Raw genomic sequence first — 14,383 nt, forward strand, 5'->3', positions numbered from 1 at the left:
GTATTATCAAGCGATAAAGTGGCGCGCGTTGCGGAACATGCGCATCCAGGGCCCATCTTCCTGCCAGCCATCTGGCTGCCAGGAGTTTTGTACGCTGCGGAATACACGTTCTGGATGCGGCATCATGATACTGAAACGCCCATCTGCCGTCGTCAATCCTGTGATGCCCGCTGGCGAGCCATTGGGGTTATACGGGTAGATTTCAGTTGCAGAACCTGCATTGTCCACATAACGCATGGTAACCAGCTTATCAGCCAGCACAGCATGGACAGCCGCCGCATCAGAAAATTCCGCATAACCTTCACCATGTGCAACCGCGATCGGCATACGGCTACCCGCCATGCCACTCAGGAACAGGGATGGCGAGTCCAGCACTTCCACCATGGCCACGCGCGCTTCGAACTGCTCGGATTTGTTGCGCACGAAATGCGGCCAGTGTGCAGCACCCGGAATGATGCTGTGCAGGTTGCTCATCATCTGGCAGCCGTTGCATACGCCCAGCGCAAAGGCATCACTGCGCTCGAAAAAGGCCGCGAATTCCTCGCGTGCACGCGCATTGAACAGGATGGACTTGGCCCAGCCCTCACCTGCACCCAGCACATCGCCGTAAGAGAAGCCGCCACAGGCCACCACACCGGCAAAGTCGCGCAGGCTGACCCGCCCGCTGATGATGTCACTCATATGCACATCATGCGCTGCAAAACCGGCACGGTCGAACGCGGCGGCCATTTCCACCTGACCGTTCACGCCCTGCTCGCGCAGGATGGCCATTTTGGGCGCATGACGGCCACCGATATAAGGTGCGGCGATGTTGTCGGAAGGGTCAAAGCTCAGTTTGGCGTGCAGGCCGGGATCCGCCAGATCCAGGATGCGGTCATATTCCTGCTGCGCGCAGACCGGGTTGTCGCGGCGCTTTTGCATCTGATAGGTGGTTTCGGACCAGGCACGGTGCAGATCCACACGTGATGCTGCATACACTGCAGTACCCGCGCGCGCGATGCGCAGTTCATGGTGGGCGGCGGGCTGGCCGATGAGGTGCGCCACGGCCGGTCCGCCGCGTTGCAGCATGCGGTTGATGAACTGGCACAAGACATCTGCTTCATGGGCATGCACCTGCACCACCGCACCCAGCTCTTCGTTGAACAGCGTGCTCAGCACATCGTCAGGCAACGCATCCAGCTGGATATCCAGACCACAACGCGCGGCGAAGGCCATTTCGGCCAGCGTGGCGAACAGGCCACCATCGGAACGGTCATGGTAAGCCAGCAGGTTGCCCTGATGATTCAGCGTCTGGATCACGCCAAAGAACTGCTTGAGCAGTTCGGCATCGTCCACATCCGGCACCGTATCGCCGGTCTGCCCATAGACCTGCGCCAGCGCGGAACCGCCCATGCGGTTCTTGCCCAAGCCAAGGTCGATGAGGATCAGGCGTGTATCGCCCAGGTCGGTACGCAGCTGTGGAGTGAGCGTCTTGCGCGCATCGGTCACTGGCGCAAACGCGGTCACCACCAGCGAGATCGGCGCGGTGACGGCTTTCTTCTCGCCATCCTGCTCCCATACCGTCTTCATGGACATGGAGTCCTTGCCGACCGGGATGCTGATGCCCAGTTGCGGACACAGCTCCATGCCCACCGCCTTGACGGTATCGAACAGGGCCGCATCTTCACCGACATGACCCGCTGGCGCCATCCAGTTGGCGGACAGCTTGAGATCGCCCAGGTCTGCGATACGGCTGGCTGCGATATTGGTGATGGATTCGCCTATCGCCATGCGTCCGGAGGCCGGCGCGTTGATCAGTGCCAGTGGTGCTTTTTCACCGATGGCGAAGGCTTCACCACGGTAGGTTTCATAGCCCGCCAGCGTGACGGCCACATCGGACACCGGCACCTGCCAGGGGCCGACCATCTGGTCGCGGGCGATCAGGCCGGTCACGCTACGGTCACCGATGGTGATCAGGAAGGTCTTGTCCGCCACGCCAGGCAGGCGCAGCACGCGCAGCACCGCCTCTTCCAGCTTGATGCTGCTGGCATCGAAAGCGGGCAGGCTGCGCTGCACATGTTGCACATCACGCGTCATCTTGGGCGGTTTACCCAGCAGCACGGACAAGTCCATGTCCACGGGTTTGTTATCGAAATGGGTATCTGCGACGGTGAGGTGGCGCTCTTCAGTAGCGTGGCCCACCACGGCGAACGGACAGCGCTCGCGCTCGCAGATCTCGGCAAAGCGTGGCAGGTCATCCAGTGCCACGGCCATCACGTAACGTTCCTGCGCTTCATTGCTCCACAACTCGCGCGGGCTCATGCCCGGCTCTTCATTGTGCACATTGCGCAGCTGGAACAGCGCGCCTACACCAGCGTCATTGACCAGCTCCGGGAAGGCATTGGAGATGCCGCCTGCGCCCACGTCATGGATGCTCAGGATGGGGTTGTTCTCGCCCAGCTGCCAGCAGCGGTCGATGACTTCCTGGGCGCGGCGCTGCAGCTCCGGGTTGCCACGCTGTACCGAATCGAAATCCAGGTTCTCGGTGTTGGCGCCGGTGTCCATGCTGGACGCGGCCCCGCCGCCCAGGCCGATCAGCATGGCCGGACCGCCCAGCTGTATCAGTGCGGCACCAGGCGGGATGGGGTTCTTTCTGGAATGCTGTGCCGAGATATTACCCACGCCACCGGCCAGCATGATGGGTTTGTGATAACCGCGCACCTCGCCTGCAGCTTCCAGCTCCAGGGTACGGAAATAGCCGGTGATGCTGGGACGGCCGAATTCGTTGTTATAGGCAGCGCCACCCAGCGGGCCGTCGGTCATGATCTGCAAGGCAGACGCAATCCGCCCCGGCTTGCCGTGTGCCTGCTCCCAGGGCTGTTCAAAGCCGGGAATGTTCAGGTTGGAAACGGAGAAGCCAGTCAGGCCGGCCTTGGGCTTGGAGCCGGACCCGGTAGCACCTTCATCACGGATCTCGCCACCAGCACCGGTGGCCGCCCCCGCGAATGGCGAGATCGCCGTCGGGTGATTATGCGTTTCCACCTTCATGAGGAAGTGCATGTCTTCTTCGACATAGCCGTAACTGCCATCCGCCTGCGGATAGAAGCGGCGCGTACGTTCACCCTGCACGATGGAGGCGTTATCGGAATACGCCACCACGGTGTTGCCGGGATTGAGCTTGTGGGTGTTGCGTATCATGCCGAACAGCGAGATATCCTGCTTCTCGCCGTCGATCACCCAGTCCGCGTTGAAGATCTTGTGACGGCAATGTTCGGAATTAGCCTGTGCGAACATCATCAGCTCAACATCGGTGGGGTTGCGGCCGATGCGGATGAAATTTTCCAGCAGGTAATCGACTTCATCTGCGGATAAGGCCAGGCCCATGTCGGCATTGGCCGCTTCCAGCGCTGCCTTGCCACCGCCCAGCAGATCCACCGTTGCGAGCGGTGCTGGGGTGGCCGTGTGATAGAGGCGATGCGCATCTTGCAGGCTGGTGAACACCGCTTCGGTCATGCGGTCATGCACCAGCGCCTTCAATACCTGCAGCTCGTCTGCCGACAAGGGCAGGCCATCATGCGTGCTGGCGTAATAGGCGATGCCGCGCTCCAGTCTCAACAACGGCTCAAGACCGCAGTGTCTGGCGATGTCCGTCGCGCGTGAGGACCAGGGGGAGATGGTGCCGGGGCGCGGGATCACCAGCAGCAACTCGCCGACCGGCTCTTCGTCCTGCAGCTTGGGGCCGTAGGTCAGGATCTGCTGCAGGGTGTGCTGTTGCTGAGCGTCCAGTTCGCCATCCGTCCAGGCAAAGTGCCAGAACTCGGCATACAGATGCGCGATACGCGGCGCCAGATCCTTCAGCGTAGCGGCGATCTTGTCGAGACGGAAGGTAGAAAGCGCAGCGCTACCGCGCAGGCTGATCATGGTGGGGACGGTATGCGGACTGGTCATGAACATTCGAAGGCTGGAGTAAAGCTGAATTTTAACAGAAAGTTGCCGCTGCCCCGAACGCGCAATTTGCCTGACCGCCAGCTCAGCGTCGTTGGCAAGCTGCGCAGAAGAAGGTGGAGCGCTGTCCCTGACGCAGGGTTTGTATCGGGTTGGCACAGATGCGGCAGGCTTGATCGGTGCGGGCGTAGACGAAATAGCGTTGCTGAAAATAGCCAGGATTGCCATCTGCACCGAAGAAATCACGCAAGCTGCTGCCGCCCGCCTTGAGCGCGTCCTGCAGCGTTGCCTTGATCTCCTCTACCAGGCGCTGACAGTGTGCGAGGCTGAGTTTACCGGCCGGCGTCTCGGGATGGATACCGGCACGAAACAGCGATTCGCTGGCGTAGATATTACCGACCCCCACCACCAGATGGCTGTCCATGATGGCGATCTTGATCGCCACCGAGCGTTTTCGGGTATGGCGATACAGCCAGTCTGCATCGAAAGCATCCTGCAGTGGCTCCGGGCCGAGGCTACTCAGCAAGGCATGCCGGTTCGGATCGCCCTGCATCCACAACACGGCGCCAAAACGCCGTGGGTCGCGCAGTCTGAGTAGTTGCCCGTCTGCAAAGTGGATATCCACATGGTCGTGCTTGCCCGGCGCTTCATCCTCGGCCAACAGGCAGATGCGGCCCGACATACCCAAGTGCAGCAACAAGGTGCCATGCCCAAATCGGGCGAGGATGTATTTGGCGCGACGCTCCAGCGCCAGCAGGGGGTGACCGGTCAATTGCTGCGCCAGATCATCCGGCACCGGCCAGCGCAGCCGCGGCTGCCTGACCGCCACGCGGCTGACCGTCACGCCCAGCAAAGGCAGCAAACCTAGCCGGGTGGTCTCAACCTCTGGAAGTTCAGGCATGTCGCCGCAATAACGGGGTCAGCAGGATCAGGGCTTGATGCCAGCAGGAGGATTCAGCATGGCAAAACCGGCATCCATTGGGAAGTGATACAACATGCCCTCATCCGGACGGCCCAGCAGCAACTCGGGGGATTCCTGCAGCTTTTCGAACTGCACCTTGCTGCCGTCCTGCATCTTGAGCTGGAAAGTAGGATGTTCGGCCTGGCGATTCGGGATATAAGGCTCGACAGAGCTTGCCAATGGACGTACCCAGTAGGCATCAAACCATTCCTGTACGGCTTGTTGTTCAGGTTTGGCACCTGCAACCGAGACCTGCCACTGGTTCGCAGCGCGTTCCAGTTTCAGTGCCAGCTCCTGCCATTGCTCCAGCCAGGAAAAATCAAAACCAACGACCTTTTCCGTAGGCCGCAGCGGGCTTTTGTCGATAAGCTCGACGATCTGGGTGGTGGCATATTGCTCATAAGTATTTTCCACCAGGAATACACTGCCAGCGTACGCAACATACTGTTGCTCGTTGACCGGATTGAAGGTACCGAACAGAAACTCCTGATCATCCAGCTTCAGGCTCAGCCTCGGTTTATCCAGGCCAAAACGGCCCAGATCTTCAGCAGGAAAGCGCTCGGTGGTGCGTGCTGCCACGATGGACAGGATACGGTTGATAGCCGCCTGATCGGCGCGCGCCTTGTAGGGCTTGTTGATATGCCAGTAGCCATCGACCTTTTCGAACACCACAGCGGCACGCGACGGCTCTTCCACGCTGATGCGGCTGAAGTCACCTATCTTGCGATCTGACAACTCGAAGCTGGGCGTGCCTTGTTCATTCGACTGCGGACGCAGGTACAGAAAACTGGCGACCCCTGCCACCAGCACCAGCAAAAACAGATTGATCAGCCAGCGTGCTCTCATGCCTTGCGACGCCTCCACCACAGCCACACGCCCGCCACCAGCAACAGGATAGGCAGTGCATAGCGGAAGCCCAGGAAGATCACTGGAGCAGCCAGACTGCCAGGCGGAATGGCCACGTTCACGTCCTTGAGCGGACGCGGCTGGATGGTGATGAAATTGTCATCGCCCGCCAGCCAGTTGACCATATTGATACCGAAATCCATGTTGCCGCCGTTGGTGACAAAGGTATTGGACAGGAAATTGGCATTGCCTACGATGACCGCGCGCTGCCCTTTCTTGCCATAGACGCGCTCCAGCGCTACGGCGATATTGATAGGGCCCGCTTCGTCAGTCTTGTCATCGAAATTGATCTTGTCCAGACTGCCTTTTTCCAGCCAGCCATTGCCAGCCACTTCCACCAGCTGGCTGACTTCCCAACCATTTTCAAAGGTGCCGCGTGCCTCGATCTTGCGGGCTTCCGGGAACAGGGTGCGCAGCATGAAATTCTTGGTGATGGCGTGTTCACCATACAGGCCGTTGAACGCCACTTTCACGTCAGCGCCCTGCTGCGCTGCCGACATGTCAACCACAGTGCCCGGATAGACGGTGAGGCCCAGGAAATCAGCGACCGGCTGCAAGCCGCGCAGATTGTCGTCTTCCAGCAGCCACAGCAGATTGCCGCCAGCTTCCAGATAGGTGATGATCTTCTGCACTTCCACTGCGCTGACATCCACCTGCGGCCCGGCGATCACCAGCATGGCACCATCAGTCGGCACGGCTGGCAGTTTGGTCAAGTCCGGATTGGCCAGCTTGAAGCCCTTTTTCTCCAGATTGCGGCCGAATTCGCCCAGGTCATGGCTCTTGACGCCTATCATGTTGCGCTCGCCGTGGCCTTCCAGATACATCACCGCACGCTGGTTGCTGCGACTCAGGCGCACCAGCAGGTTGGTCATGTCCTGCTCCACATAAGGAGGTGCCAGGTTCTCGCTGCGCTTCTGGTATTCGACCACCAGCTCGCCTTCGGACTTGATGCCGGCTTCCTGTGCCAGCTTGGGCTGCTCGGCCGGGTTCACATAAGTGACATTCATATCCAGCTTGCTGCGCTGATAGCGCGCCAGGAAGGCGTGGATCTTTCTGCGGTACTCATCATCATTGGAAGCGAATACGGTGATATTGATCGGCGCCGGCATCTGCTTCAGCACATTCAGGCTGCCCTCGGTCAGCGTGTTGCGATTGCTCTGGGTGATGTCGCGCGCCACATAGTAATCACGCGACGCATAGCCCAGCAGGGCTACCAGGGCCAGGAACAGCAGCACGAAAAAGCTGTTCTGCATGAACAACTGGAAGCGCAGTTTAGGATTGATTTTCATGGGGATACTGCCTTTAGCCGCGCAGACGGTCAGCGTCCAGGCGACGCACCGTCAAGGTCAGGAAAGTAACGATAAACAGAAAGAAGTACACCAGATCACGCGTGTCCAGCAAACCACGCGAGAACGCCTCAAAGTGACGCATCAGCGACAGATAATTGATGGTGCTGCTGGGGTCGCCGGCAAAGAAGCGGTCCAGGATCAGCAAGGCGAACAACAGCACAAAAGTGATGATGCCAGCCACCACAGGCTGATGCGTGAGGCTGGAAACGTAGATGCCCAGCGCCGAGAAACTCGCCACCAGCAGCCACAGACCGAGGATATTGGCCAGGATGTAACCGTAATCGATCTCCGACCACAGACCCAGCGACATCAGCATGGCACCCATGAACAGCAGCACGATACTCAGGAAACTGACCAGACCCAGGAACTTGCCCACCACGATATCGGTGAGGGACAAAGGTGCACTGAACAGGAAGGTCAGCGTCTGTTGACGACGCTCGTCACTGATCAGGCGCATGGACAACAGCGGCACCGCGAACAGCATCACGAAAGAGGCGATGCTGAACACATTCTGACCGACGAACTGGGTCACTCCCAGCCGTTCTTCCGGGCGTATCATGCCGGACATGGTCTGGAAGTACTGATCCATACCGATCAGGAAGAAGGTACCGAACACGAACTGCAGCAGCGCCAGCACCACCCAGCCCATGGGCGAGGCGAACAGGCTTTTGAGTTCTTTTCTAGCGATATTGATAATCATGGTTTAACCCGTTTTTTTATAAGCAGCCAGCCAACTCAGGCCGCTTCCTGGAATGTCAGCTGAACGAACACCTCTTCCAGCGTGGTCTGGTCTGGACTGATCTGGTACATGCCCCATTGACCTGCCACCGCAGCTTCCACCAGACGCTGCGCAGGTGACTGGCCAGCCGTGTGGTGGATGCGCAGCAGGCCATTATCCAGCGACTCGACTCGCTCCACGCCCGTGATCTGCAGCAACTGCTCCTGAGCCGGTGCCTGACCCAGACCCAGCAGCAGGCGATTGCCTTTGCGCTGCTGCTTGAGCACATCGATGGAACCGTTGAACACCAGTTGCCCCTTGTGGATGATCTGCACGTGATCGCACACCATTTCCACTTCAGGAAGAATATGCGTGGAAAGGATCACGCTATGTTCGCCGCCCAACTCTTTGATCAAGGCACGGATGTCGCGGATCTGGATCGGGTCCAGGCCCACCGTGGGTTCGTCCAGTATGACAACCATGGGGTTATGGATGATGGCCTGGGCGATGCCCACGCGCTGCTGATACCCCTTGGACAGGTTCTCGATCAGGCGCTTGCCCATCTCGGTCAGGCCACAGCGCTCTTTGGCACGCTCGACCGCCGCCTTGATGTGGCCGCTGCTGACGCGATGCAGACGCGCCGCGATGGTAAGGAATTCGTTCACCGTGAGCTCACGGTACAGCGGTGGCTGCTCCGGCAGAAAACCGATCAGCGCCTTGGCTTCCTTGGGGTTTTCCAGCATGTCGATGCCGCAGATCTTGACGGTGCCGGTGCTAGGTGCCAGGTTGCCGGTGAGCATCTTCATGGTGGTGGATTTACCCGCACCATTCGGCCCCAGAAAACCCAGCACTTCACCTTTTTTCAGGCTGAAACTGACATGGCTAACAGCCTCGCGCCCGCCGTAGATCCGGGTCAGGTCGGTGGCTTCAACGGTAATGATGTCAGTCATGATGTTGTCCGCTATTCATGAAATATGCTTTCCGCAAACGCATGCAGGCAAGGTTACCGCACGCACGCAAAAATTAAAGCTGTCTAACTTAAGAAAACGACCTCGGTATGTCAAGGCTGACGTGTGCCAATGGAGCCCGTCCTGCCCAAAAAGTTCGGGTGGCCGCGTCAGCGACAAACACATCCAACACCGCTTGACAGCCCGCTCACAGCCTTGCTCAGGCCAAGGTCGGCGCATTATGGATGAACTTGCCTACACTGTCACTGACTAAGCGGATAATGCTATATTCCAGCATCATCACCCGCATTTATTGCCATCGAGATCCATCATGCCCCTATTCCAGCCATTATCGTTAAACAGCGCACGCACCAGCTTGCTGCTGCTTGCCTTGCTATACAGCGCAGGCGCGCTCGCCGAGCCGGCTAGCAAGGCCGAGGTGAAAGCCGAGGTAAAAACAGAGGCCAAGCCTGCAGCGATGGTCATGGCCAAACCCGAGCTTAGCGGGGAATTCGTTTATAAGTATCTGGTCGGCGAGATCGCCGGACAACGTGGCGATGCCAGCCTGGCGGGTAGCGTGTTCATGGACCTGGCCAAGAGTAGCCGCGATGCGCGCCTGGCCGAACGCGCGGCCAAGGCCGCGGTACAGGGTCAGAATGCTCCGCTTGCCGTTCAGGCCAGCCAGCTGTGGAGCGACCTGGATCCGGATTCCATCGAGGCCAATCAAGTCAGCACCCAGGTGCTGGTCAGCGTAGGCCGCCTCAGCGCAGCCAAACCCCATCTGCAGAAACTGCTGCTCAAACCGGATACACGCGCCAATGGCTTTCTGTATCTGAATGGCCTGCTCTCCGGCCAGCCGGACAAACAAGCGGTGCTCAACCTCATGGAAGAGCTGGCCAAACCTTATCAGGATCTGCCGGAAGCGCGCTTCAGCGTGGCCCACGCAGCCTGGTCCAACGGGCTTAATACGCGTGCACTGGATGAACTGAAAGCCGCCGAGCAGTTGCGTCCGGGTTGGGAATTATCGGCCATGCTGCAAGGCCAGATCCTGGCCAAACAACAAGCCGGCAGCGCGATGAGCTTCTACGACGCCTTCCTGCAGAAGTATCCGGCCAGCGATGAAGTGCGCATGGCTTACGCACGTCTGCTGGTCAGCCAGAAACAGATCCAGGCGGCCAAGACGCAGTTCGTGAAACTGCTGGAATCTTCCAAGGGCAGCCCGGAAGCTCTGGTCGTCGTCGGCCTGCTGTCGCTGCAACTGGAAGACATGACCGAAGCAGAACGTTATTTCAAACAAAGTCTGGAAGCGGGCTACCGTGACCCTGACCAGCTGTATATCTATCTGGGCCAGCTCAATGAGCGCCGCCAGGAACTGAAACAGGCCATCGCCTGGTATCAGAAGGTGCAGCCGGGCGAGCGTCTGTTAGCCGCCAAACTCAGCATCGCCAGCATCACGGCACGCCTGGAGGGCACCAATGCCGGTATCGCGCAACTGGACAGCCTGGAAAAACTGAATACCGAACAAGAGGCCGTGGTGCAGCAAGCCAAGGCCAACCTGCTGATGCAGGCCAAGCGCCATGAAGAATCCTATGCCGTGCTTGAGAACGCTGTCAGCACCCTGCCCAACACCCCAGAACTGATCTATGACTACGCCATGGCCGCCGAGCGCCTGCAGAAGATGGATGTGGCCGAGCGCGAACTGCGCAAGCTGATCCTGATCAAGCCGGACTTTGCACAAGCCTACAATGCGCTGGGCTACTCCTGGGCAGACCGCAACATCAAGCTGGAAGAAGCACGCAAGCTGATCGAAAAAGCGCTGGAACTGAGCCCGGACGACCACTACATCATGGACAGCATGGGTTGGGTGATGTACCGCCTGGGCAAGCTGGACACCGCCGCCGATTACCTGCGCCGCGCTTACACGGCACAGGCGGACCCGGAGATCGCGGCTCACCTGGGTGAGGTGCTCTGGCAACAGGGCAAGCGCGATGAAGCGGTGCGCACCTGGGAAGATGCCTTGCGCGCGCATCCGGAGAACGAAGTGCTGAACACCACGCGCCAAAAATTCAAACAAGCACTTTGATGTCGCAGGCACGTTTCACTCTGGCGCTGACGCTGGGTCTGGCGCTGCTGTCAGGCTGTACCACGCTGCCTGTGACGCCGGTGGCCAGTTCCAGCGCACCGGCCAGCGTCTATGCCGAACACCTGGCAAAACAGGCCCAGCTCAGTGATTTCCATTTGCAAGGCCGTATCGCCGTGCAGAACGGCCAGCGCGGCTTCTCTGCGCGCAGTGACTGGCAGCATGCTGGCGTCACCGATCAGATTTCCCTGTATTCGCCGCTGGGCAGCCAGGTGGCCGAGATCGCCGCTGACCCCTCGCAAGTCAGCCTGCGCACCCAGGACGGCAAGCTCTACCAGGCTGCCGATGCGGAAAGTCTTACCGAGCAGACCCTGGGCTGGCGCCTGCCTTTGCGCGGCCTGAGTGACTGGGTACTGGGTCGCCCCGCTGATAGCGCGGTGACACTCAGCCGCTGGGATGACATGGGCAGGCTGCTGCAATTGCAGCAGGATGGCTGGGACATCGTCTACAGCGAGTACCTGCAAGTGGATGGCTACCAGCTACCGCAACGCATCACCCTGCGCAACGCGCAGTTGACCATCAAGCTGATCAGCTCGCAATGGAAGATCAGCCCGCAAAATACCGGTATCACGCCTTGAGCTCTTCGTTCCAGCACTTCCCGGCCCCGGCCAAGATCAATCTGTTTCTGCATGTCACCGGACGCCGCAATGACGGCTACCATTTGCTGCAGACCGTATTCCGCCTGCTCGATTTTCATGATGAGGTGCTGCTGCGTGTGCGTGACGACGGCCGCATCCTGCGCGTAAACGACACACCAGGTGTGCCTTTGGAGCAGGACCTGTGCATACGCGCCGCCATGCTGTTGCAACACCACACCGGCTGCAAGCTGGGCGCTGACATCGACCTGATCAAACGCATCCCCATAGGCGGGGGCTTGGGCGGTGGTAGCTCGGATGCCGCCACCACCTTGCTGGCACTCAATCAGCTCTGGGACTTGCAGCTACCGCGCAGCACCCTGCAGACCCTGGGCCTGCAACTGGGCGCCGATGTGCCGGTGTTCGTGTATGGCCGCGACGCCTGGGCAGAAGGTGTAGGTGAAGCGCTTCAAGCACTTAGCTTGCCGCCTGCACATTACGTGGTGCTGTCACCGCGCGTGCATGTGTCCACCGCTCAAGTTTTTGGTAGCAAGGAATTGACAAGGGACACGATTGCCACCACAATGGCGGCCTTTTCCGAGAGCCAGATCAGCAAGGGCGTTTCGGATAACGGATTTAAGAACGATCTTGAAACAGTGGTTTGTCAGCAGTATCCAGCTGTGGCAGCCAGTTTGAAATGGTTAAGTCGATTTGCTCCCGCCCGCATGAGCGGTTCAGGGGCCTCGGTCTTCGCTGCATTTTCAAGTCGGGACCAGGCCGCAGCAGTGTTGCAGCAGGCACAGCAGGATGCAGGATTGCAGAACAATATTGCAGTTTCCGGATTCTGTGCCAGCAGTTTGCAGCAGCACCCGTTGTATAATCTGGCCAACTAAGTTTTTGGGGAGTCGCCAAGCTGGTTAAGGCACCGGATTTTGATTCCGGCATGCGAAGGTTCGAATCCTTCCTCCCCAGCCATAAGCTAGCAGTACAGGAAGCGTGTTGATTACACGCTTTTTTGTTTTTCCGGGCGTGCCGTTTTCTGCCACACCGACCCGGCGGCAGCGATTGTCAATTCAATCAGACATTTAGCGAACAAGGAACCGGTATCTTGGCCAATGGCGACATGATGGTATTCACGGGCAATGCGAACCCCAAGCTTGCCGAAGAAGTGGTCGCTCATCTCAACATCGGTCTGGGCCGTGCCACAGTCGGTCGCTTCAGTGATGGCGAGATCCTGGTTGAGCTGCTGGAGAACGTGCGCGGCAAAGACGTGTTCGTGCTGCAATCCACCTGCAGCCCCACCAATGACAACCTGATGGAAGTCATGGTCATGGTTGATGCGCTGCGTCGCTCCTCGGCTGGCCGCATCACCGCTGCCATCCCTTACTTCGGTTATTCCCGTCAGGACCGTCGCCCACGCTCGGCCCGCGTCGCCATCACCGCCAAGGTGGTCGCCAACATGCTGACCAGCGTAGGCGTCAACCGTGTGCTGACCATGGACCTGCACTCCGACCAGATGCAAGGGTTCTTCGATATCCCGGTCGACAATATTTACGCCACCCCGCTGCTGCTCAGCGACCTGTGGCAACAGAATTATGAAAATCTGGTGGTGGTATCGCCGGACGTGGGCGGTGTGGTGCGTGCACGTGCCTGTGCCAAGCAACTGAACTCCGACCTGGCCATCATCGACAAACGCCGCCCCAAGCACAATGTGGCCAAGGTCATGAACATCATCGGTGATGTGGCCGACCGCACCTGCGTCATTATGGATGACATGGTGGACACCGCCAACACCCTGTGTGAAGCCGCCGCTGCCCTGAAAGAACAAGGTGCGGTGAAGGTGGTGGCTTACTGTACCCACCCTGTGTTGTCAGGTGGTGCAGCAGAGCGTATCAGCAATTCCGCGCTGGACGAACTGGTGGTCACCAACACCATTCCGCTCAAAGCGGAAGCTGCCGCCTGCAGCAAGATCCGTCAGCTCAGCAGCGCATCGCTGCTGGCAGAGACCATACGCCGTATCAGCCGTGAGGATTCCGTCAGTTCGCTGTTCATGGATTGAGGCACTGAAGATAAAACCTTTTAGACGGCTCGCCGCAAGGCAGACCGTCGCAAGCCTGCCATCTGGTCGCGGATGGCAGTTTTTAATGTCGGACAACCCGTTGTTGCCCGGCAATTTTTAGGAGTAGTCATGGAAATTTTGATCAAAGCAAGCAAGCGCGATAGCAAAGGTACGGGTGCGAGCCGCCGCCTGCGTCGTGCTGGCACCGTTCCTGGTGTCGTATATGGTGGTGAAAAAGAAGCAGTCAGCGTGCAATTCGACCACAAAGAACTGTTCCTGCAGTTTCGTCACGAAGCATTCCACGCGTCCATCCTGACGCTGGAACTGGAAGGCAAGAAAGAGTCCGTCCTGCTGCGTGACTATCAACTGCACCCAGTACGCAACACCATCCAGCACATCGACTTCCAGCGCGTCAGCGCAACCGAAAAGATCCACGTGAAGGTGCCACTGCACTTCATCAACGCAGAAGTCGCGCCTGGCGTGAAACTGGGTGGCGGTATCGTGGCGCATATCCTGACCGAAGCGGATGTCAGCTGCCTGGCCAAGGACCTGCCTGAGTTCATCGAAGTCGATCTGTCCGCGCTGGAAGCCGGCCATTCCATCCACCTGTCCCAGATAAAGCTGCCCAAGGGTGTGGAGTTCGTGCAACTGGCGCATGACAACGACGCAGCGGTCGCGTCCATCGCCATTCCACGCGGCGCCAAGGCCGCGGCTGCGGATGACGCAGAAGCTGCCGAGTAATCCGGCTGATATCATAAGCTGATGTAGTGCGCACGCGCGTTCCGGGCAACTGGGGCGCGCGTG

The 14,383-nt window shown here is 59.1% G+C and carries 11 protein-coding genes and 1 tRNA gene; 6 read left to right on the forward strand and 6 right to left on the reverse strand.

The window, feature by feature from the left end; all coding sequences use genetic code 11:
• Positions 1-6 precede the first annotated feature (6 nt).
• The 6 genes from purL to ED236_RS03085 all read right to left on the reverse strand — a co-directional run bounded on the left by purL (position 7) and on the right by ED236_RS03085 (position 8,808).
• Positions 7-3,900, reverse strand: coding sequence for a phosphoribosylformylglycinamidine synthase (purL, locus tag ED236_RS03060; protein WP_420820412.1), 3,894 nt, complete (start codon positions 3,898-3,900; stop codon positions 7-9).
• A 109-nt stretch (positions 3,901-4,009) separates the two neighbouring features.
• A complete protein-coding gene (gene mutM, locus ED236_RS03065; RefSeq protein WP_123236438.1) occupies positions 4,010-4,825 on the reverse strand; it encodes a bifunctional DNA-formamidopyrimidine glycosylase/DNA-(apurinic or apyrimidinic site) lyase in 816 nt (271 codons plus the stop codon).
• 27 nt (positions 4,826-4,852) lie between these two features.
• Positions 4,853-5,731 (reverse strand): DUF4340 domain-containing protein, encoded by an 879-nt coding sequence (locus ED236_RS03070; protein WP_123236439.1) that lies wholly within the window; start codon positions 5,729-5,731, stop codon positions 4,853-4,855.
• Positions 5,728-7,080, reverse strand: coding sequence for a GldG family protein (locus tag ED236_RS03075; RefSeq protein WP_123236440.1), 1,353 nt, complete (start codon positions 7,078-7,080; stop codon positions 5,728-5,730). Before ED236_RS03075 ends, ED236_RS03070 begins: the two co-directional genes overlap by 4 nt.
• Positions 7,081-7,093: 13 nt before the next feature.
• Positions 7,094-7,840 (reverse strand): ABC transporter permease, encoded by a 747-nt coding sequence (locus tag ED236_RS03080; protein WP_123236441.1) that lies wholly within the window; start codon positions 7,838-7,840, stop codon positions 7,094-7,096.
• 35 nt (positions 7,841-7,875) lie between these two features.
• Entirely contained in the window at positions 7,876-8,808 is a 933-nt protein-coding gene (locus ED236_RS03085; protein WP_123236442.1) for an ABC transporter ATP-binding protein, read from the reverse strand.
• 328 nt (positions 8,809-9,136) lie between these two features.
• Between ED236_RS03085 and ED236_RS03090 the strand changes: the two genes are divergently transcribed.
• The 6 genes from ED236_RS03090 (at position 9,137) to ED236_RS03115 (ending at position 14,320) form a co-directional block, all read left to right on the forward strand.
• Positions 9,137-10,888 carry a tetratricopeptide repeat protein gene (locus tag ED236_RS03090; RefSeq protein ID WP_123236443.1) on the forward strand — a complete coding sequence of 584 codons (1,752 nt, stop codon included), beginning with the start codon at positions 9,137-9,139 and terminating at the stop codon, positions 10,886-10,888.
• Entirely contained in the window at positions 10,888-11,523 is a 636-nt protein-coding gene (gene lolB, locus ED236_RS03095; RefSeq protein ID WP_123236444.1) for a lipoprotein insertase outer membrane protein LolB, read from the forward strand. The genes ED236_RS03090 and lolB overlap by 1 nt, the downstream gene beginning before the upstream one ends.
• Complete coding sequence (gene ispE / locus ED236_RS03100; protein ID WP_123236445.1) at positions 11,484-12,413, forward strand: 4-(cytidine 5'-diphospho)-2-C-methyl-D-erythritol kinase; 930 nt, start codon at positions 11,484-11,486, stop codon at positions 12,411-12,413. Before lolB ends, ispE begins: the two co-directional genes overlap by 40 nt.
• 5 nt (positions 12,414-12,418) lie before the next feature.
• Positions 12,419-12,495, forward strand: a tRNA-Gln gene (locus ED236_RS03105).
• Positions 12,496-12,643: 148 nt separating this feature from the next.
• The gene (locus ED236_RS03110) at positions 12,644-13,579 is read left to right on the forward strand and encodes a ribose-phosphate pyrophosphokinase (protein WP_123236610.1); all 936 of its coding nucleotides are present in this window, start codon (positions 12,644-12,646) and stop codon (positions 13,577-13,579) included.
• Between the two features lie 129 nt (positions 13,580-13,708).
• Positions 13,709-14,320 (forward strand): 50S ribosomal protein L25/general stress protein Ctc, encoded by a 612-nt coding sequence (locus tag ED236_RS03115; protein ID WP_123236446.1) that lies wholly within the window; start codon positions 13,709-13,711, stop codon positions 14,318-14,320.
• The last annotated feature ends 63 nt before the right edge of the window (positions 14,321-14,383 follow it).

The sequence above is a fragment of the Pseudomethylobacillus aquaticus genome, assembly GCF_003730115.1.
GTDB lineage: Bacteria > Pseudomonadota > Gammaproteobacteria > Burkholderiales > Methylophilaceae > Pseudomethylobacillus > Pseudomethylobacillus aquaticus.

Bases quoted from the DNA above. Each gene is read 5' to 3' on its own strand.
- ispE (WP_123236445.1), top strand. From the start codon at position 11,484: ATGGAAGATCAGCCCGCAAAATACCGGTATCACGCCTTGAGCTCTTCG.
- ED236_RS03080 (WP_123236441.1), bottom strand. From the start codon at position 7,840: ATGATTATCAATATCGCTAGAAAAGAACTCAAAAGCCTGTTCGCCTCG.
- ED236_RS03085 (WP_123236442.1), bottom strand. From the start codon at position 8,808: ATGACTGACATCATTACCGTTGAAGCCACCGACCTGACCCGGATCTAC.
- ED236_RS03075 (WP_123236440.1), bottom strand. From the start codon at position 7,080: ATGAAAATCAATCCTAAACTGCGCTTCCAGTTGTTCATGCAGAACAGC.
- purL (WP_420820412.1), bottom strand. From the start codon at position 3,900: ATGATCAGCCTGCGCGGTAGCGCTGCGCTTTCTACCTTCCGTCTCGAC.
- lolB (WP_123236444.1), top strand. From the start codon at position 10,888: ATGTCGCAGGCACGTTTCACTCTGGCGCTGACGCTGGGTCTGGCGCTG.
- ED236_RS03090 (WP_123236443.1), top strand. From the start codon at position 9,137: ATGCCCCTATTCCAGCCATTATCGTTAAACAGCGCACGCACCAGCTTG.
- mutM (WP_123236438.1), bottom strand. From the start codon at position 4,825: ATGCCTGAACTTCCAGAGGTTGAGACCACCCGGCTAGGTTTGCTGCCT.
- ED236_RS03115 (WP_123236446.1), top strand. From the start codon at position 13,709: ATGGAAATTTTGATCAAAGCAAGCAAGCGCGATAGCAAAGGTACGGGT.
- ED236_RS03070 (WP_123236439.1), bottom strand. From the start codon at position 5,731: ATGAGAGCACGCTGGCTGATCAATCTGTTTTTGCTGGTGCTGGTGGCA.
- ED236_RS03110 (WP_123236610.1), top strand. From the start codon at position 12,644: ATGATGGTATTCACGGGCAATGCGAACCCCAAGCTTGCCGAAGAAGTG.